This is a genomic window from Longilinea arvoryzae (assembly GCF_001050235.1).
GTDB classification, from domain to species: Bacteria; Chloroflexota; Anaerolineae; order Anaerolineales; family Anaerolineaceae; genus Longilinea; species Longilinea arvoryzae.
In genome coordinates, this window is record NZ_DF967972.1 from 2125376 (window position 1) to 2144276 (window position 18901).

18 protein-coding genes, 1 tRNA gene and 1 riboswitch are annotated in these 18901 nt (G+C 59.7%); of the genes, 8 read left to right on the forward strand and 11 right to left on the reverse strand.

All coding sequences use genetic code 11. The features are described 5' to 3' along the window. Nucleotides 1-27: 27 nt before the first annotated feature. Nucleotides 28-849 carry an ABC transporter permease gene (locus LARV_RS09470; RefSeq protein ID WP_075073410.1) on the forward strand — a complete coding sequence of 274 codons (822 nt, stop codon included), beginning with the start codon at nucleotides 28-30 and terminating at the stop codon, nucleotides 847-849. Here the strand turns inward: LARV_RS09470 and LARV_RS09475 are convergent. The 3 genes from LARV_RS09475 to LARV_RS09485 all read right to left on the reverse strand — a co-directional run bounded on the left by LARV_RS09475 (nucleotide 837) and on the right by LARV_RS09485 (nucleotide 3345). Beyond that, complete coding sequence (locus LARV_RS09475) at nucleotides 837-1358, reverse strand: GDP-mannose mannosyl hydrolase (RefSeq protein WP_075073411.1); 522 nt, start codon at nucleotides 1356-1358, stop codon at nucleotides 837-839. The genes LARV_RS09470 and LARV_RS09475 overlap by 13 nt on opposite strands. Before the next feature lie 358 nt (nucleotides 1359-1716). After that, nucleotides 1717-3039 (reverse strand): hypothetical protein, encoded by a 1323-nt coding sequence (locus tag LARV_RS09480; protein ID WP_075073412.1) that lies wholly within the window; start codon nucleotides 3037-3039, stop codon nucleotides 1717-1719. A gap of 228 nt (nucleotides 3040-3267) precedes the next feature. After that, a tRNA-Pro gene (locus LARV_RS09485) sits at nucleotides 3268-3345 on the reverse strand. A gap of 267 nt (nucleotides 3346-3612) precedes the next feature. Between LARV_RS09485 and LARV_RS09490 the strand changes: the two genes are divergently transcribed. The 7 genes from LARV_RS09490 to LARV_RS09525 all read left to right on the forward strand — a co-directional run bounded on the left by LARV_RS09490 (nucleotide 3613) and on the right by LARV_RS09525 (nucleotide 12197). Further along, entirely contained in the window at nucleotides 3613-4695 is a 1083-nt protein-coding gene (locus tag LARV_RS09490; RefSeq protein WP_075073413.1) for an inositol-3-phosphate synthase, read from the forward strand. 4 nt (nucleotides 4696-4699) lie between these two features. Next, nucleotides 4700-5884 carry a polysaccharide deacetylase family protein gene (locus LARV_RS09500; protein WP_083522465.1) on the forward strand — a complete coding sequence of 395 codons (1185 nt, stop codon included), beginning with the start codon at nucleotides 4700-4702 and terminating at the stop codon, nucleotides 5882-5884. Between the two features lie 11 nt (nucleotides 5885-5895). After that, complete coding sequence (locus tag LARV_RS09505; RefSeq protein ID WP_075073416.1) at nucleotides 5896-6258, forward strand: histidine triad nucleotide-binding protein; 363 nt, start codon at nucleotides 5896-5898, stop codon at nucleotides 6256-6258. Between the two features lie 70 nt (nucleotides 6259-6328). Beyond that, nucleotides 6329-7858 carry a LysM peptidoglycan-binding domain-containing protein gene (locus LARV_RS09510; RefSeq protein WP_075073417.1) on the forward strand — a complete coding sequence of 510 codons (1530 nt, stop codon included), beginning with the start codon at nucleotides 6329-6331 and terminating at the stop codon, nucleotides 7856-7858. Beyond that, nucleotides 7836-9410: a hypothetical protein gene (locus LARV_RS09515; RefSeq protein ID WP_172797829.1), complete on the forward strand. Its 1575-nt coding sequence runs from the start codon at nucleotides 7836-7838 to the stop codon at nucleotides 9408-9410. The genes LARV_RS09510 and LARV_RS09515 overlap by 23 nt, the downstream gene beginning before the upstream one ends. Next, complete coding sequence (locus tag LARV_RS09520) at nucleotides 9379-10818, forward strand: LysM peptidoglycan-binding domain-containing protein (protein WP_236709948.1); 1440 nt, start codon at nucleotides 9379-9381, stop codon at nucleotides 10816-10818. The genes LARV_RS09515 and LARV_RS09520 overlap by 32 nt, the downstream gene beginning before the upstream one ends. A 29-nt stretch (nucleotides 10819-10847) precedes the next feature. Next, nucleotides 10848-12197 (forward strand): MFS transporter, encoded by a 1350-nt coding sequence (locus LARV_RS09525; RefSeq protein WP_075073420.1) that lies wholly within the window; start codon nucleotides 10848-10850, stop codon nucleotides 12195-12197. 52 nt (nucleotides 12198-12249) lie between these two features. On the opposite strand, the gene LARV_RS09530 is transcribed toward LARV_RS09525, so the two are convergent. The 8 genes from LARV_RS09530 to LARV_RS09565 form a co-directional block, all read right to left on the reverse strand. Continuing rightward, nucleotides 12250-12678 (reverse strand): OsmC family protein, encoded by a 429-nt coding sequence (locus tag LARV_RS09530; RefSeq protein ID WP_075073421.1) that lies wholly within the window; start codon nucleotides 12676-12678, stop codon nucleotides 12250-12252. Nucleotides 12679-12706: 28 nt separating this feature from the next. Continuing rightward, complete coding sequence (gene pdo, locus LARV_RS09535) at nucleotides 12707-13369, reverse strand: protein disulfide oxidoreductase (protein WP_083522467.1); 663 nt, start codon at nucleotides 13367-13369, stop codon at nucleotides 12707-12709. Between the two features lie 145 nt (nucleotides 13370-13514). After that, entirely contained in the window at nucleotides 13515-13778 is a 264-nt protein-coding gene (locus LARV_RS09540) for an anti-sigma factor family protein (RefSeq protein WP_075073422.1), read from the reverse strand. After that, a complete protein-coding gene (locus LARV_RS09545; RefSeq protein ID WP_075073423.1) occupies nucleotides 13775-14374 on the reverse strand; it encodes an RNA polymerase sigma factor in 600 nt (199 codons plus the stop codon). The genes LARV_RS09540 and LARV_RS09545 overlap by 4 nt, the downstream gene beginning before the upstream one ends. A 36-nt stretch (nucleotides 14375-14410) precedes the next feature. Beyond that, nucleotides 14411-15454, reverse strand: coding sequence for a tRNA (adenosine(37)-N6)-threonylcarbamoyltransferase complex transferase subunit TsaD (gene tsaD, locus LARV_RS09550; RefSeq protein WP_201785907.1), 1044 nt, complete (start codon nucleotides 15452-15454; stop codon nucleotides 14411-14413). A 12-nt stretch (nucleotides 15455-15466) separates the two neighbouring features. After that, nucleotides 15467-16696 carry a M24 family metallopeptidase gene (locus LARV_RS09555; RefSeq protein ID WP_075073424.1) on the reverse strand — a complete coding sequence of 410 codons (1230 nt, stop codon included), beginning with the start codon at nucleotides 16694-16696 and terminating at the stop codon, nucleotides 15467-15469. 105 nt (nucleotides 16697-16801) lie between these two features. Further along, complete coding sequence (gene selA / locus LARV_RS09560) at nucleotides 16802-18154, reverse strand: L-seryl-tRNA(Sec) selenium transferase (protein WP_075073425.1); 1353 nt, start codon at nucleotides 18152-18154, stop codon at nucleotides 16802-16804. Then, nucleotides 18147-18557, reverse strand: a complete 411-nt coding sequence (locus LARV_RS09565) for a hypothetical protein (protein WP_075073426.1) — start codon at nucleotides 18555-18557, stop codon at nucleotides 18147-18149. Before LARV_RS09565 ends, selA begins: the two co-directional genes overlap by 8 nt. A 215-nt stretch (nucleotides 18558-18772) precedes the next feature. Continuing rightward, nucleotides 18773-18888: riboswitch (SAM riboswitch) on the forward strand. Nucleotides 18889-18901 lie beyond the last annotated feature (13 nt).

The window sequence follows — 18901 nt, forward strand, 5'->3', positions numbered from 1 at the left end:
GTTCGGGTTGATTTTTTGGAGGATTTCATGACCGCTTTCTTGTACCACCTGAATTACGACTTTCGAACCGGGCTGCGCGACAAGACCCAGATGCTGATGTACTACCTTTTCCCGTTGTTCTTTTACGCCATGATGGGTATGTTGATGGGTCAGGTCAACCCCGGCTTTCTTACGACGATGATCCCGGCCATGATCGTGTTCGCCGGGATGAGTTCGACACTGCTGGCGTTGCCCGGACCGGTGGTCTCGGCGCGCGAAAATGGCGTCTACCGCAGCTATCGCATCAACGGTGTCCCGGCAATCAATATCGTACTGATCCCGATTTTGGGGACCATGCTGCATATGACCGTATGCGCCGCCATTATTGCGCTGACTGCGAAACCGTTATTCGGCGCAGGGCTGCCGCTGGCAGGTCACGAACTGGCCGGAGTGGGCATTTTCTTCGCAATGGCTTTCTGCCTGGCTGCTCTGGGTATGCTGATCGGCGTAATCTCGTCCAGCTCACGCGCCACGGTGCTGCTGGGACAGGCGCTGTATCTGCCCTCGATCATGCTGAGCGGGATGATGATCCCGCTGGGAATGCTGCCCAAAGGGTTGGCACCGGTAGCGCTGCTTTTCCCGGCCACACACATGATGGAAGCCTTCCGCGGCGCGGTGATGGGACTGCCAACGACGACCGATCCTTGGCTGGCGACGGTTGCGCTGCTGGCCAGCGGCGCGATCGCGCTGGGGTTGTCGGTACACCTGTTCGATTGGGATAGTAAACCAACCGGCAAACCGCGCGCCCGGTTCCTGGCGCTGCTGGCGCTGCTGCCGTTTGCGGTTGCGGCATTGATCTACGCGCTGTAGAACGGCGGGTAGAGAGCCCGGGTTTTCTGTTCGCGGTTGAAATAAGCCCGGGTGTTCGGATGCACTTCCGGGCTGATTAACAGGTCTTCGACCGACCACCATCTCCAATCGCTGTGCTGGGCGAGGGGTTTCTCGAGCAGAGCCTGCGCCAGGCGCAATTCGACGCCGAGCACGACGTAATGGGTGGAAATGCCGGCCCGGCCGGAGAAGTTATCCGCGTAGAAGTGCTGGTAGACTCCCATGAATTTGCCCTCGGTCAGCGGGATGGACTGCCCCAACTCGGCCGCGGTGATGCGCAGGAAGGCGTCTTCCAGACGCTCGTCCTTCAGCACCCGGCCGCCGGGCACGAACCAGTAACCCTGGGCGGGGCGGTTGCTGCGCAGCCCGAGCAGAACCCGCTCCTGCGGGTCGCGCAGGAGCAGATCGAAGGCCAGCAGCGGGGTGTTGGCGAGGACGGTCAGGAAGTCGGATGCGGGGAGGGGTTCGGGGAAGGATGTGGAATTGGACATTTGCCTTTCCTTGCGCATAGTCAAGCATTGGATTAAGCGAGGACTTGTTGTTTTGAAACGAATCAGGAACGAATAGACGTTTGATCGTACTTCGGATTAACGAAATCCTACCCGTTTCTCATTGAAATGATATAGCACAAAAGAGAGGAAATGCGCAATCTGTCAAAAGAGGAAATGGGAGAAATGGATCGTTAACCGACAATTCGTAGAGGCGTTGGGTGGGGATAAGGATTGATCAACGGCAGGCGGGAGACCTGCAGTCACAGGGCGCGCGCGGTGAAGACACCGGCGCGAGCAAAAGATTAAAGGCTACCGGAAATTATTCAGTGACCTTACTTATCGGGACGGACAGATTTAGTTATGCCGGATTCCGCTGGATGCGCGCCCGAACTCGATTCCACAATGGAGGCAGAAGCGAAATCAGGCTGCGGAGTCCCAGTATGGAGAACGGAACCAATACCGTGATGTAGCGGTTGGCGTCGGAGCGGATCAGGGATACCAGATCCGCCAGCGTGTTGGGACAGGTGATGGGCAGTCCGCCGATCAGCTTTGTGCCTTCGCCGATGCAGGTATCCATGATCGGGACGCGGACCAGGATCAGCAGGATCAGGCCCAACGAAGCGCAGCCCAGTATTTTGCTGTAGGGCTGCCTGTTCAGAAAAAGCCCGAGGATTCCGATTACGCCGAGCATCGACCAGAAGAGCATCCCGGATTGCGGATTCAGCGTATTCAGGTAGATGTAGCGCAGATCCAGCAGAATCAGGTTGATGTTGCCCTTCAGGATGCCCATGTGAAACGGATTGCCGAATTGGGTCGCGTTATACACGAGCAGCATCGCCGCCGGCAGCAAGGCGCCGAGAATCACATTCCGCAGGAAGCGATATTCCTTGCAAAGGACCAGGCCGATCAATACGATGCCTGCCAGGAGGATGGTTTCCAACCGGGTAAGCACCAGGAGCCCAAGGAACAGGCCGGATAGATAAGCGGCGGACCGCGTTTTCCGAACAAAGCCTTTTACGAAAAAATAGCCAAACACGCAGCTCAACCCAAAGGCGGTGAGGGTGGCGTAGGTGGGCGTGTTGATCAGGTTATGCATGAAGATTGGCATTGTGATCACGGTCAGCGGCGCCAGGGCGGCGCCCCAGACCGGTCGATCGAGCAGGCGCAGGGTCTTGACCACGAAGAACAGCCCGATGAAGAAAAAGCCATAACTGGTCAAAAGCAGGGAAGATAGCAGTTTCCAGGTCAACGCGCTGCCCTGGGGGCCGATGGAAAAATCCTTAAAGAAAACATCCTTGAAGAGGAGCGGCTGCGGGGGAAAGGACATGGCCTCCGAAGGCGCCTGAGCCGGGTTCGTTGCGGAAGGTTCTGGCGAAATCGAAACCGTCTGGGTTTGCACGAACGGTTCGATCAGGGCCGTGGTGAGGTAGTAAGGAATCATCGCAAGGATGGGATAGCCCGGCGAGCGCTGCTCGACAAAGGGCAGGTTGTCGACAATGGGCCGGCTGCGATCCGCCGTCAGTCTTTGCAGGATGGTGTAATAATCGAGCGAATCGGTCTGGAGGTTGGCTTTTCCGGAGGTCAGGACGGTGACAACCAAAAACAGGATCAAGATCGTAAAAATAGACAGGTCAAGAACGCGACCCAGATGGGCTTTCCTGTTATTTTGTTGGGTTTTCATAATCTTTCTCATTGCAGGCTTCGAAGATTTACACACAATAGGTCTATTGTACATTTATTATCGATTGGATGCGATACGCAGATCGCCCCTAACGGGGAAGTGCAGACCTGCGTGTCGGTCTGATTTTCAAACGGGGCCCGGGTCGGGGCGGGCGCCTGTGCCTGTACCTCGATGGTAGACCGCCGACAAATTAAAATGCGAGCCGCCAGATTTATCTGGCGGCTTTTATGGTCGGGGCGGGCGGATTTGGACCGCCGACCTCACGGTCCCGAACCGTGCGCTCTAGCCGGACTGAGCCACGCCCCGAACGCAGGAAATTATACCGTATTTACGGTTTTTGGCAAGGCTTTGCATACGGCTTTACCGCGGCTTTAACCGGGCAAAAATTCTTCCCAAAATGTCCTTAAAGTGCCGAAATTCACTCCGAGTTAGGCGAATCGGCGAGTATAATCAAGGATACAGCGGTCATGACCAGACTTCTCGCATAGGGTGGTCCGGATGGTGAATAGGCTTGGAGCATGCCCTGATCATGAACCCCGCCGTCCCTAATTTAAACCTGGAGGAGCTAGAAGTATGAGTGACAACAAGAAAGTGCGCGTCGCCATCATTGGCGTGGGTAACTGCGCATCGTCCCTGGTCCAGGGCGTCCATTTTTACCGCAATGCTGCCGACACGGATCGCGTTCCCGGTCTGATGCACGTCAACCTGGGCGGCTATCACATCAGTGATATCGAATTCAGCGCCGCGATCGACATTGTGGATACCAAAGTGGGCCTCGATCTGTCCGAGGCGATCTACGCTTATCCGAACAATACTTATAAATTCTTCGATGTGCCCAAACTGAACGTGCCCGTCATGCGCGGCATGACCCACGACGGCCTGGGAAAATATCTTTCCCAGATCCTCAAAAAGGCGCCCGGCCCCACCGCCGACATCGTCAAACTTTTGAAGGATACCGGCACGGATGTGGTCATCAACTACCTGCCGGTCGGCTCTGAAATGGCGACCAAGTGGTACGTCGAGCAGATCCTCGAGGCCGGCTGCGGCATGGTCAACGCCATCCCGGTGTTCATCGCCAGCTCGCAGTACTGGGGCGACCGCTTCAAGGCTGCCAACCTGCCCATCATCGGCGACGACATCAAGAGCCAGCTCGGCGCCACCATTCTGCACCGCGTGCTGACCAGCCTGTTCGTGGACCGCGGCGTGCGCCTCGATCACACCTACCAGCTCAACTTCGGCGGCAACACCGATTTCATGAACATGCTCGAACGCGAACGCCTGGAATCCAAGAAGATCTCCAAGACCGGCGCGGTCACCAGCATGCTGCCCTACACCCTTTCGCCGGATGATATTCACGTCGGTCCGAGCGACTACGTGCCCTGGCTGAAGGACCGCAAGTTCTGCTACATCAAGATGGAAGGCACCACCTTCGGCGAGGTTCCGCTGAACCTGGAAGCCAAGATCGAAGTCTGGGATTCGCCCAACTCGGCCGGCGTGGTCATCGACGCGGTGCGCTGCGTCAAACTGGCCCTGGATCGCGGCGTCGGCGGCCCATTGATCGCCCCGGCTTCTTATTTCATGAAGACCCCGCCCAAGCAGTTCAAGGATGATCAGTGCCGCGAAATGACCGAAGCCTATATTCGCGGGGAGAACTAATCGATTGAAATTTAGCCTCGTTGTCACCGGAAACGGCAAGGAAAATAACCATCGAGGCGTGTACGCCGATCACAGGCGGTTGGGATGGCTGGCCCTTTTGGGGCTGGCGATCATCCTGACCGCCTGTTCTGGTTCCGCGTCCTGGCTGAGCTCCCTGCAGCCCAGCCCCACGCCGCTGCCCTCCGCCACGCCCACACCCACGCCGACGCTGACCCCATCCCCGACCGCCACGCCTGCGCCGACGGCCACGCCCAGCCTAACGCCCACTCCGGCGCCGCTGCCGGCCTTCCGCCCGGATTTGATGCTGAAGGGCATCACGCCGGTGACTTACCTGGCGGATGCCTGCCAGGCGATGCAGTACCGCTGGGATCCTGAACGGTCGGAACCGGGTACGATGGTGGTGCCGGTCATGTTTCACTCGGTGGTCAAGGACGGACACCCGCTGAACGACAACATCAGCATCCATGAATCGGACCTGAAGAAATTCATGGAAGAGGCCAAACGCCTGGGATTCGAGACCATCACCAGCGCCCAATTGCTGGATTTCCTGCAGAACAACACCAAAATACCCGCGCGCTCGCTGCTCCTGATCCTGGACGACCGCCGCCAGGGGGTGGTGTGGAACAATTTCATGCCCTTCCTGCAGAGTTACAACTGGAAAATCACCCTGGCCTACATCACCGGGCCGGTGGTATCGGATTGGGAATGGAAGGAACTCAAGCGCCTGGATGACACCGGCTTCGTGGATGTGCAGGCGCACGGTTACCTGCACAACGGCGAGTCTTACATCACCGAGTTCACCAAGCCGGATATCGTGACCCAGGAACTGGTCAAACCCATCGCCCAGATTCAGAAGTACCTGGACGAAACGCCGATTGCCTTCATCTGGCCGGGCGGCAATTACACGCCTCAGGCGGTTCACGAGGCGCGCACGACCGGTTATCAGCTTGGCTTTACTGTGCGGGCGCGCGGTCCGATTCTGTTCAACTGGATCCCCCAGGGCGATGAAGAATTGCCGGCCGGCGACCCGCTGCTGACTTTGCCGCGTTACTGGAGCACCAACGCCTACAACGCGATGTACGATGCGATCAAGATCTCAGACGAAGTGCGCAAGAACGCTGAGGAACAAAAATCGGCCGAGCTCGAGTGGTACGCCGGCCATTGCGCCGGGTATCCGGCGATTCATTGATAAAGGCGAGCATGGACGGTTGTATCTTTTGCCAGATCGCCGGGGGGAAAACCACCGCGACGATCCTCTATCGGGATGAATGGGTGACCGCCTTCGAAGATCAACGTCCGGTCATGCCGGTGCATTTTCTGGTGATCCCCAACCGGCACATTTCTTCCGCCAATGAGATCGAAGCCGGCGATGAAGTCGTCCTGGGACACATGATCCGGGTGGCGAAGACCCTGGCCAACCAGAAGGGCATCCGGGACAGCGGTTACCGCCTGGTGATCAACACCGGGCCGGATGCCGGCCAATCGGTATTTCACCTGCATTTGCATGTCATCGGTGGGCGAAAAATGCCGTTTCATTTCGATGTCGAACCGCAAACCCGCTGATCGGGCAAGGATCTTGCACGCCAATGGAGATTGACCTCAGGTCGACATCGATATCTCCACGAGAGCCCCTATGAAACGATCTTTCCGGCTGGCATTGGTTTTGATCACGCTGGGTCTGTTGGCAGGCTGCGTTCGTCCAGGCCCCACCAGCGAGCCCTGGATGCTGTCGCCGCTCCAATCCGGCACATCCGCCGTTCAACCCACCCCCTTCCAGCCGGCGCTGACCTACCTGCCGCCGACCCGCCAGCCCGGCAGCCCCGTGCAGAGCCCCACACCGGACACGCCGCATGCCCTGCCGACGCTGCGTCCGAACGAGGAGTCCTACATCGTGCAGCCCTCCGACACGCTGGGTACGATCGCCCAGAAGTACGGCGTGGATGCCGACACATTGGCCGCGGTCAACAAGATCGAGAATCCGAATCTTCTCAGCGTTGGGCAAAGCCTGACCATTCCGGCGCCCGAGCCGCAGTCCACCGGCGCGGACTTCAAGATTTTGCCCGATTCGGAGCTGATCTACGGCCCGGCCAGCGCGCTGTTCGATATCGCCGCCTTCGTCCAGGCGGAGGGCGGTTACCTGGCGCAATACCAGGAAGAGGTCGACGACCAACCCACCAGCGGCACGGCCATCGTGGCGCGCATCTCTTATGAATATTCCGTCAATCCGCGCCTGCTGCTGGCCCTCCTGGAATATCAGAGCGGCTGGGTGACCCGAAAGGACATCGATCCGAACCAGGATGATTATCCGATGGCTTACCCGGACAGCAACCGGCCCGGCCTGTATCGCCAACTGGCCTGGGCGGCCAACAATCTGAACCGCGGCTTCTATCTGTGGCAGGTCAACGCGCTGCCCAGCGTAGTACTGCCGGACGGCAGCGTGGTACCGCTGGCCGCGACCATCAATGCCGGGACGGCCGGCGTGCAATATCTGATGAGCCTGCTCTACAACCGCAGCGGTTGGGACAGCGCCGTGAGCGAGAGCGGCGTGTACGCCGTCTATAATAACTTTTTCGGCTATCCATTCGACCTTGCCGTGGAACCCCTCCTGCCGGAAGGCCTGAGCCAACCTGCCATGCAACTGCCTTTGGAAGCCGGACCGTCCTGGTCTTTCACCGGTGGGCCGCACGCCGGCTGGGGAGATGGTTCGGCCTGGGCGGCGCTGGATTTTGCCCCACCAGGAGAAGGACAGGGCTGCGTACAGAGCGACGCCTGGGTGACCGCGGTGGCCGACGGCCTGGTGATACGTTCCGGGAACGGCGTGGTGGTCCTCGACCTGGACGGAGATGGGCTGGAGCAAACCGGTTGGACGGTGCTTTATTTGCACATCGAGACGCGCGACCGGGTGGCGCTTGGGACGCAGGTCAAAGCCGGCGACCGCATCGGCCATCCTTCCTGTGAAGGCGGGTTGTCGAACGGCACGCATTTTCACATGGCCAGACGGTATAATGGAATGTGGATTTCAGCGGATGGAACGCTGCCATTCAACCTGGACGGTTGGATTTCTGCGGGCACGAGCATCGAATATAATGGGACATTAACGCGCAATGGACAGGTCGTTGAAGCCTGGGATCGAAGGGTGGATGAAAACCAGATCTCACGTTAGGCGCTTGGCAATCGCTGCCGGACTGACGGTCTGGGCTTTTTCGATCCTGGCCTGTTCGCGGCAGTATGCCAGCACCCTGGACCTGACCGCCACGGTGCAGGCGGTCCGCGGCGGGATCGGGGGTTACTCCGAACCGACGATCCTTATGCCGACGGATGGAATCGTGGAAAAAACCGAGCTGCCCACCACGCAGGCGTTCATTCCCACCCAACCCACGCCCACGCCGACCGTTTCGGCAACCGCCGCTCCCCCCATCCTGTATACCAGCCAATCGGCGGATACGCTGCCGGCCCTGGCGGCGCGGTTTGGCGTGATGGCGTCCGAAATCACTTCTGATCATGAACTGCCGGCCTGGGAAATGATCAACCCCGGCCAACTGCTGGTGATTCCCAACCGGGTGGGCGTCACGGGACCATCCGAAAACATCATTCCCGACAGCGAGGTGGTTTATTCGCCTTCGGCGTTGGATTTCGACATCGACACGTTCGTCGATGACGCCAACGGTTATTTGACGACTTACCGCCAGTACCTGGATGACGGCTGGTATACCGGCGCGCAGGTCATTCAACGCGTGGCGACCGAGACCTCGATCAATCCTCGCCTGCTGCTGGCGCTGGTCGAGTATCAATCCGGCTGGGTCTACGGCCAACCCCGCAGCCTGGCCCTGACCGATTATCCCCTGGGTTACGTGAGCCTGGACCGCCAGGGACTGTACAAGCAGCTCACCTGGGCCGTTCACAATCTCTCGTCCGGTTATTACGCCTGGCGCGAGGGCCGGCTGCAAACCCTGCTATTCGCGGACGGCGAGAGCGTGCGCATGGCCCCGACCCTGAATGCCGGAACGGCCGCGGTTCAAACGTTGTTGGCCCAACTCTACGATGTGCAGCGTTGGATGGGCGCATTGAACGGCGCAAGCGGGTTTTCGGAGCTGTACGAGCGCATGTACGGGAATCCCTGGCTGCGCGCGCAAACCGTCGAACCGCTGTTTCCGCCGGATTTGACCCAGCCAGAGCTGGCGCTGCCCTTCGCGGCGAACAAGGTATGGAGCTTCACCGGCGGGCCGCATTCGGCCTGGGGACCCAACAGTTCGTGGGCCGCGTTGGACTTCGCGCCGGCCACCACGGAATCGGGATGCGTCAAATCCGATGCCTGGGTCACCGCTTCAGCGGCCGGGGTGGTGGTGCGTTCGAAGAACGGTGTGGTCGTGGAGGATCTGGATGGCGACGGGCGCGAGCAGACCGGTTGGGTGCTGCTTTACCTGCATGTGGCCACCCAGGACCGGGTCGCGGTTGGAACGGTTCTGGAAGCCGGCGATGCCATTGGACACCCTTCCTGCGAGGGCGGCGATGCAACGGGTACACACGTTCACGTCGTACGCAAGTATAATGGGGAATGGATTCCTGCCGACGGCCCACTTCCATTTATTCTGAGCGGCTGGCGGGCGCACTTCGGCAGTAAAGAATACGAAGGTACTTTGACGAAAGATAATGAGATTGTTACCGCATCTGTCTATGGGTCTTTTGAGACGCGCATCAGCCATCCGGTTGAATAGCGCGGATTTAGCGTTAGAAAAGAATAAAAAGTATCGAAAATCGGGCTGGCGCTTCATCGTAGCGCTGGCGTTTCTGCTCAGCGCGTGTGCGCCGGCTTCCGGTTCGGTCGACCAATCCGCCGGTCCTGTGACCACCCTCCCCGCGTTGGCGGCGCGCTTCAACACCACCGAAAAAGAAATCCGCGCCGCAAATTCAGTTCTGCCGGAGCACGTCACCACCCTTCCGGCCGGCCTGCCGTTGAAAATTCCGATCTATTATGAACCGTTCTGGGGCAGCTCTTTCGAGATCCTGCCGGATTCACTGTTCGTCAACGGCCCGGCGCAGGTTGGATTCGACGTGGTCGAATATGTCAAAGAGCAGCCCGGTTGGTTGAAGAACGCCAGCCAGTTCCTGGGCGACGAACAGCGCAGGGGCGGCGAAATCATCGATTATATCGCCACCACCTACAGTGTCAGCCCGCGCCTGCTGCTGGCGTTGATCGAATTTCAGGCCGGCGGTTTGACGCAGGCCGAGGTTCCGGACGGCGCGTCGACTTATCCGCTCGGGTACATCGACGGTCTGCATATCGGGCTGGCGCGCCAGTTGAACTGGGCCGCCAATGAACTGAACAATGGTTACTATGCCTGGCGCACCGGCAAGCTGGACAGCTTCGAATTGCAGGATGGCCGTTTGCAGCGCGTCGATCCATGGCAAAACGCGGCCAGCGCGGCCTTACAGTACTATTTCAGCCAGGTGATGACGGCCGACAAGTATGAACTGGCTATTTCAGGCGAGGGACTGCTGAAGACCTACACCCAGCTATTCGGCGACCCGTGGAGCAACGTCCAGGAGCTGATCCCCGGCAGCCTGGAACAGCCTTACTTCCGGTTCCCGTTCCAGACCGGAACAACCTGGGCTTTCACCGGCGGCCCGCATACCGGTTGGGGTGAAGGTGATCCGTTGGCAGCCATCGATTTCGCCCCCGGTAATATCGCCAGCGGCTGCACGCCGACGGATGTGCCTGCCGCGGCTGTGGCGGATGGGGTGGTGGTGCGCACCGGTGATGCTCTGGTTGTCCTCGACCTGGACGGCGACGGCGACGAACGCACGGGCTGGACAATCTTCTATTTGCACATATCCAACGCCAGCCTGCCGCCGGTGGGCCGCAAATTGAAAGCCGGCGACCCGGTCGGGCTGCCCTCCTGCGAGGGCGGTGAGGCGACCGGTACGCACGTGCATATTGCGCGGCGTTACAACGGCGAATGGATACCGGCCGGTGGAGCGCTGGCCTTCAATCTGGAGGGCTGGGTGGTGCAGGCTGGCAGCGTGGCTTACCAGGGCACGCTCATTCGGGATGGCAAAGTGATCACCGCGTGTACCTGTTCTGACGAGACCAGCCATATTTTTTCGAACCCACAGGGTCCATAGAATAATATTGACTTCATTGGAGAGACGGCATGTCCGCTAAGCGACCTGAAGGAATGCGTGCCTTCACCACCATCTGGGGAGGGCAGATATTTTCGCTGATTGGATCGGCCATGAGCGGTTTTGCTCTGACGATCTGGGCCTGGGAGAATCAAGGAACTGCCACGGCGTTGGCGCTGGTGGGCTTTTTTAATTTTGCGCCCATGATCCTGTTCAGTCCCATTGCCGGCGCGTTGGTGGACCGCTGGAATCGCAAGCTGGTCATGGCGTTGAGTGACCTGGCCACCGGTTTTACCAGCATGGTCGTTCTGGCACTCTTCTTGACAGGCCACCTTCAATTATGGCACCTGTTCGTGACGGGCGCGTTTGCCGGTTTGTTTCAATCCTTCCAGTGGCCGGCTTATTCGGCCGCCATCTCGCTCATGATCCCCAAGGAGCATTACGGCCGGGCGAGTGGGATGATGTCGCTGGCCCAGTGGGGATCGGGGATCTTCGCGCCGGTGCTGGCGGGCATGCTGATCGGGAAGATCGGGCTGGGTGGAATTCTGGCCATCGATCTGGCTACCCTGGCCATCGCCCTGATCACCCTGGCGGTGGTAAAGGTTCCGCAGCCGGAGCGCGATCCGCAGGAGAAGCGGGAAAACCTGATCAAGGATGCCGGTTTTGGCTTCCGGTATATCTGGCGGCGCCCGAGCCTGCTGTGGCTGCAAATGGTGTTCTTCGCGGGCAATTTAATGGCCACCATTGCCGGAACGCTGGTGAACCCGATGGTGTTGGCCTGGACGAACAACAACGCCACCACCCTGGGCACGGTTCAATCCGCCGCCGCAATCGGGGGAGTGGCGGGCGGCCTGGTGATCACCGCCTGGGGCGGCCCCAAGCGACGCATCCACGGCGTGCTGATCGGTTGGCTGTTGGCCGGATTATTGGGATACACGGTATTTGGCCTGGCGGGCGGCCTGACGATCTGGCTGGTGGCATCCTTCTTCGATAGTTTCTTCGGCCCGGTGATCAACGCTTCCAATCAGGCCATCTGGCAGTCGAAGGTGCCGCCTGGTCTGCAGGGACGCGTCTTTTCGGTGCGCGTGATGATCGCGCAAATCACCGGCCCAATTTCAATGCTGGTGGCCGGTCCGCTGGCCGACCAGGTTTTCGAACCGGCCATGCAAAACGGCGGTGTTCTGGCCTCGACCTTCGGCGGAATTTTTGGCGCGCATCCCGGCTCGGGCATGGCGTTGATGATCACGATTAGCGGCCTCTTGATGCTGGTGGTCGGCGCCGGCGGTTACCTGATGCGCCCGGTGCGCCAGGTGGAAGACCTGATCCCCGACCACGACGCGCCTGTACCGGCAGCCGAAACCGATCGCACGCCTGCGGATTAAAACGCAAAGGACGGATCAACGATCCGTCCTTATTTTTACTATAATGCCGGTGTTAGTTGGTTTCCAGCGTTTCCTGCAGTGTGATTTTATGCTCGATGCTGGCGGTCTTGTCGAGCATGGCTTCCACGGAACAATACTTGGTTTCGGATAGTTGAATGGCGCGTTCCACGGCGGCCGGGTCGATCTTCCGGCCGGTGACGATGTACTCGACCGTGATATGCGTATAGACACGAGGTTCGCTGTCAGCCCGCTCGCCGTGCACGGCGACTTCCAATCCAGTCACATCCTGTTGTTTCTTCTTGAGGATGGAAATGACATCCATCCCGGTGCATCCCGCCAGGCCGACGAGCAACAGTTCCATTGGGCTGAAACCGGTTCCGCCGCCGCTGGCCAGGCTGGTATCCAGCGGCAAGCTGAAACCGCTGTCCGCCTTCCCTTCGAAACTCAAACCGCTTTTCCAAATGACTCTAGCGCCACCCATGCAATCCTCCGTAAATCGATTGGTGCCTTTATTTTAACACGAGCTCGATCTCAGCGACGAGCGCTTCTTCCGGGTTCGCGCCAATCAATTCACCGGCGCCGTCATTGATGACGGTATGGGGCACGCCGCTGACGCCGTAGTGTTCGGATAACTCCGGAAATTCGGTCGCTTCCACCATGTCGGCTGTGACCATCGGACTCTCCAGCGCCATGCGATGCGCCAGGACGACGGCGCTCGGGCAGTAGGGGCAGGTGGGCGTTACAAAGACCTGTAAATGGACCGGCTTTTTGAGACCGGATAAGAATTGGCGTGTCTTCTCGTTCAAACCGGATTCGCCTCCTGAAACAAGCAGCAGATCGTGAACCAGGGAGGTGAACTCGTGGCCGGCAGGAACGCCGTAATAGCGGATGCCGTAATCGGTCAGTTGATCGCCCGCGCCGGCCAGCAAGGTCAGGGCCGGGGTCTTGTCGATGCGATATTGTTTTGTCAGCCCGGCATCTGCCTGGATATCCAGCACGCGTAGATCGATCTTCTCATCCAGCGCGGATACTTCCTCGAGCAATTGACGGGTTTGCCCGCACAGGTCGCATTCTTCCTGGCTGGTGAAGAGCAGGACGGTCACCGGCTGTTTCAGATCGGCAAAGATTTCACGTAATTGTTTTTCGATTTCAGTATTGAGCAATTTTTCCATTTTTTCCCTCGATTAAATTAACAACTCCAGTGATCAGTTCTGGAGTTGGACGCCTGGATTCATTTCGAGTTGTTTTTCCAAAGCCACGCTCCAGTGATTGGACTTCAATCCTTTGGATGCGCCGGAGCAGAAAAAGTTTCAGTCTTCAGGGTTTATTCAGATAATCGTCGAGTTTCAGGCTGTGAAAGAGCCGCGTGCGCACTTCACCCGGCAGGCAGTCTTCATCCGTGCAAGTTTGCACCAGATTGATCGTCTTGCGCAGGGTATCGACGACAATGGTGCAGTTTTCACACTCGCACAGGTGTTTTTCGAGGTCCGCGCAGAGCTGCGGATCGAGCGAGCCGTCGACATATTCGGAAATTTCAGAGATGAATTTCCGGCATTGTTGTGGATCGGAATGGACGTTCATTTTTCTTTCATCCGTTCACGGTAATAACTTGACAGGGCATCCCGCAACTGCAGGCGGGCCCGCAGGAGCCGGGTCTTGACGGCGGCCTGTGAAATTCCCAGCGTTGCGGCAGCATCCTCGATCGAAAGACCTTCGACATCGCGCAGCAGGAAGACCACTTTGAGCTTCTGGGGCAGGTTTTCGACCGCCTGATCGATGTGGCGCCTGGATTCGCCGGAAAGCAGCTCGGATTCGGGCAGGTGGCCCCAATCCACGATCTGCAATTCCTCGCCGTTTTCTTCATCATCGTCATCTTCAGCCGGCGTGGAGAGCGAGACTTCCGGTTTGCGTTTGCGCACCATCATCAGCGCTTCGTTGACCGCGATGCGGTACAACCAGGTGGACAGGCTGGAACGGCCTTCGAAGGCTGGCAGGGCGCGCATGGCTTTGATGAAAGTCTCCTGCAGCACGTCTTCCGCATCCTGCGGGTCGGCGAGCATGCGCAGCGCCAATCGATAGATGTGCGTGGAATACGCGTCCACCAGACGGGCGAACTCAGCGCGGTCGCCGCGTTTGAGAGCCTCGATGGAGATGGGCTGGTGTTCAGGTTCTGACATTTAGATGCTCAGCCCGTGAAAAAGGTTCATTTCTGCTCAAGAGAGCGGCCAGGTTGGCAGCACATCCAGGTCCAGCGGATCGCGCTGGCCACGCTGGTAGCGGTGATAACCGGCCGCGCCGATCATGGCCGCGTTGTCCGTACACAGAAACAGGGGCGGAATGTTAACCGGAAATTCCTTCTGCGCCAGGAATGCCTCGCGCAGGGCCCGGTTGGCGGAGACGCCGCCTGCGACCAGGATCTCTTTGGCTTTGTAGGCGCGGGCCGCGTGCAGGGTCTTGCTGACCAGCACGTCCACCACGGCCGCCTGGAAGCTGGCCGCCAGATTGGCCACGGGCAGCGGCTCATGGTGCTCTTCGAACTGGCGCACCACGCGCAGCACGGCGGTTTTGAGACCGCTGAAGGAGAAATTCCACGTGCCTTCCAGACGGGCCCGCGGGAAGGTGAAGGCTTTGGGATCGCCGTCCGCGGCAGCTTTTTGAATGGACGGCCCGCCTGGATAGCTCAAGCCAAGCAGGCGGGCGACTTTATCGAAGGCTTCACCGGCGGCGTCATCGAGGGTGCTGCCCAGGCGCTGGTAGGTGATGTGATCGGTCATCAGGTTCAATTCGGTGTGGCCGCCCGAAACCAGCAGCGCCATGAGCGGAAATTTGGGCTCGGGTGTGGCGGGTTCGTCGGCGCGGTAAACCCAGGCGGAATAAATGTGACCTTCCAGGTGGTTGACGCCCACAATGGGGATATTGTGCCCCAAGACCAGGCCCTTGGCGGCGTTCATGCCCACCACCAGCGATCCGGCCAGGCCCGGCCCGCGCGTGACGGCGACCGCATCCAGGTCCGACAGGCCCAGATGGGCCTGCTGCAAGGCCTGATCGATGACGGCGTAAATCGTCTTGATGTGCTCGCGGGAGGCCACTTCGGGGAAGACGCCGCCGTATTTCTTGTGCAGTTCGATCTGGGTGGCCACGACATTGGAAAGCAGGGCGCGCCCATTTTCGACGACTGCGGCGGCGGTCTCATCGCACGAGCTTTCAATGGCGAGGATGCGCACCGGGGTTGAATCTGTACCGATAACTTGAGTCATACACAACCTGCCTTACTGCCGAACGGGGAGTACCAGTTCCTTGGGGAAATCGGCCAGGATTTCGAACGTTCCGTCCGGTCGAGCATAATACGTATCTTCGATGCGCACACCCATTCCGCGGCTGGGATAGTACAGGCCAGGCTCGGAGGTGAAGATCGAACCCGGGACCAGCAGATCATTCATGCCGATGCCGCTGAAGGGCTTTTCGTGAATGTGCAAACCCACACCGTGGCTGAGCGAATGGACATAACCTTCTTCGGTGGTGGGTTGAGTCATGACGGTGGGGTGGCCCATGGCTTCGAATAACTCGCAGGTGCGCTTCTGGTAGTCGGCCAGCACGCGCCCCATCGTGAATTCATCCTTTAGCGTGTTGTATACGCTGTGCACCTGCTCATAGAGCTTCTGGGCTTCATCCGGGGCATAACCCAGGCACCAGGTGCGCGTGAAATCGTAGAAGTAACCGCCGCCGGCCTCGCAGGGATAGATGTCGAAAACAATGGTCTGGCCCAGGCGCATCAGGTCGGTCAGGGTGCCGGCCGAATGGGGCACACCGGCGTCGCGGCCGATGGCAAAGATGCAGCCTTCGGGATTTTCGGCGCCTTTTTCAGCCAGCCACAGATCGATGCGCGATTTGACGTCGCCGATGGTTACCGGCTGGCCTTCGCTGTTGACCAGCACGCCGTCCTTGGCGTGCTGCGAGGTCAGGTAATCGGCTACGCGCCCGACCACTTCGGTGGTAACCGCTCCCATGCGGCGGATGCGGGCCACTTCGGCCTCGTCCTTGGTCTGCATGGCCTGCATCAAAATAGGGTCCTGGGCATAACCCACAAAGGTCAGCCCGGGCGCGAGCTGCTGCAGGGCGTTGATGATCATGAAGGGCGCGCCAACTTCGGTGCTGCCGTACAGCGCCATGCGGCCGGAGGTGATTCCCAGGCTGGCGAGCATGCGCTGGTAGCGCAGCGCAGCGGCGAGAATTCGGTCGCCGTTGGCCTCTTTCAACAAATCCATGAAGGGGAACTCATTATACGAACGCGTAATCAGGCCGGTTCTGGCCGCTTCTTCGCGTTCCATCGGGTTGCAGAACAGGACGGGCGGCTCGCCGCGCTTCTTGATCAGGTCGGCGGCCGAAACATGCACCACGCCGGTGAAATAAACCATGGCGGGATTGTGAGCGGCAGCGCCGAGGATGAGAAGGACATCGATATCATTGGCCTGCATCAAGGCATCCAGTTCGTTTTTCATGGAGATGACCCTTTCAAAAAGAGATTCTATCGCAGTGATGTTTCGTGTTAGTGTAATCCAGAAACACAGCAAACCGCAAGGGCAATTCATCCTGCCAGGCCGACGTCATCCGGCCAGGGCGGCGCGCAGAGCCTCCAGCAGGGCGGTTTCCTGCTCGGGTAGAACGGTGCGCGGATCGAGCAGCACGCGGTCGTTTTCGATATAAGCGATCACAGGCGGGTCGGCGCGGCGCAGGCGGGCCAGCACGGCATTCGGCTGGCGGGCCGGCAGCGCCAGCAGGCGGGTGGGCAGGGTCTCTTCCGGCAGGCTGCCGCCGCCCACGGTGGAACGGCCTTCGATCACCTCGCCCTGTCCCAATTCGGCGGCCCAGCGCGCAGCGCGCTCGCCGAGCTGCTGCGGCGTCTGCGCGATGAAGCGCCAGATCGGGATTTCACGCTCGGCCTCATCCTTGAGATAGTGAACCAGGGTGGCCGAAAGCGCCGCCAGGCAGAGCTTATCGGCGCGCACGGCGCGCGCCAGGGGATGTTTTTTGATCCGGGCGATCAGATCGGCCTGGCCGACCAGAATCCCGGCCTGCGGGCCGCCGAGCAATTTATCGCCGGAGAAACATACCAGGTCTGAACCGGCCGCCAGCGATTCCTGAACGGTCGGTTCGTGGGCCAGGCCGTAGCGCGCCGTATCCCGCAATGCCCCGGAGCCCAGATCGTCGACGAATAAAATCCCGGCCTGGTGCGCCAAAGCCGCGATTTCATTCAGGGCGGGCTCGGAGGTGAATCCGATGATGCGAAAATTGGAGGAATGCGCGTGCAGGATGAGCGCAGCCGGTTCGGCGAGCGCATTCTGGTAATCGCTCAAATGGACGCGGTTGGTGGCGCCCACTTCGACCAGGCGCGCGCCGGACTGGGCCATGACTTCCGGCACGCGAAAGCCGCCGCCGATTTCCACCAGTTGCGTGCGCGAAACGATGACCCGTTTGCGGCGGGCCAGCGCGGTGAGCGCCAGAAGGACGGCCGCGGCGTTGTTGTTGACGACCAGGGCGGCCTGCGCGCCGGTCAGCCGGATGAGCAGGGCTTCGGCGTGGGCGCTGCGCGACCCGCGCGATCCGCGCACCAGTTCGTATTCCAGGGTGCAGTAGCCAGCGGCCGCCTGCTGCACAGCGTCCAAGGCGGCCCGGCTGAGCGGAGCGCGCCCCAGGTTGGTATGCAGCACCACGCCGCTGGCGTTGATGACCGGGCGCAGGGTGGGGGTCAGCCAGGCCTCCAGGCGTTGGTGGGCATTCTCGAGCAGCGATACGCGAGGGGCCAGTGGGCGGCCGCTTTGAACCGCGGAGCGGGCAGACGCCAGCGCTTCACGCAGCGCGTCCACCACCAGCGGACGGCCGAATTGCTCGATCCAATGCGAAATGGGCTCGGCCTGGAGAAGTTGATCTACCGACGGCAGGGAGCGAAGATCACTCATCTCCATCGGATTGGGGCTTGAAGTGGCTGCGTTCGTTGAACCGCAGCAAGACTTCGATCAGAATGAGGCCGGCCGCGATGAAGAAGGCCAGAATGGGGGTGAGCAGGCGGCCGAGTTGGAACCAGGCCATCAGGTCGCCCAGGACGCCCAGCCAGAGCGCCTGGCGGACGATGACATTCGGCCCGGCGGGCGGTTTGCTGGGAAAGCGTAAGTTCAGGAAGTATGCGACTGGCAGGGCAGTTCCGGCCAGCGCCAGTGTGAGCAGCACAAAGAACAGCCAGCGGAAGCCCAGGAAGGGCAGGCTCAGGCTGACCAACAGGAACAATCCTCCCCATCCGGCCGCGGCCATGCCGGCGCCGGTGAAGAGGTAAGGTGCGAAGGGTGAAGGTTTGTTTGAGTCCACGATGATATCCCGCTGAAATTATAACGTATCCACGCAAAACAGGCGTCTCGAATGGAGTTGCAATCTTTCTGCCAGAATGCCATCCTCGCCATTTTTCACTACTTCGCTCAAAAGGGGAACGATCCTTCCCCTTGACAATCCCGGCATGACTTGAATTCATCGACAAATGTGGTAGAATTTTGACCAATCAAATGAAACAGGCAGGGTTTCCCTGCCGCTCATCGAGAGAGGTGGAGGGACCGGCCCTGTGAAACCTCGGCAACCGCGGATGAAAACGAAGGTGCCAATTCCGGCAGAACCCGCTCACAACGGGCGTTCTGGAAGATGAGGATCGGGCTGATTCA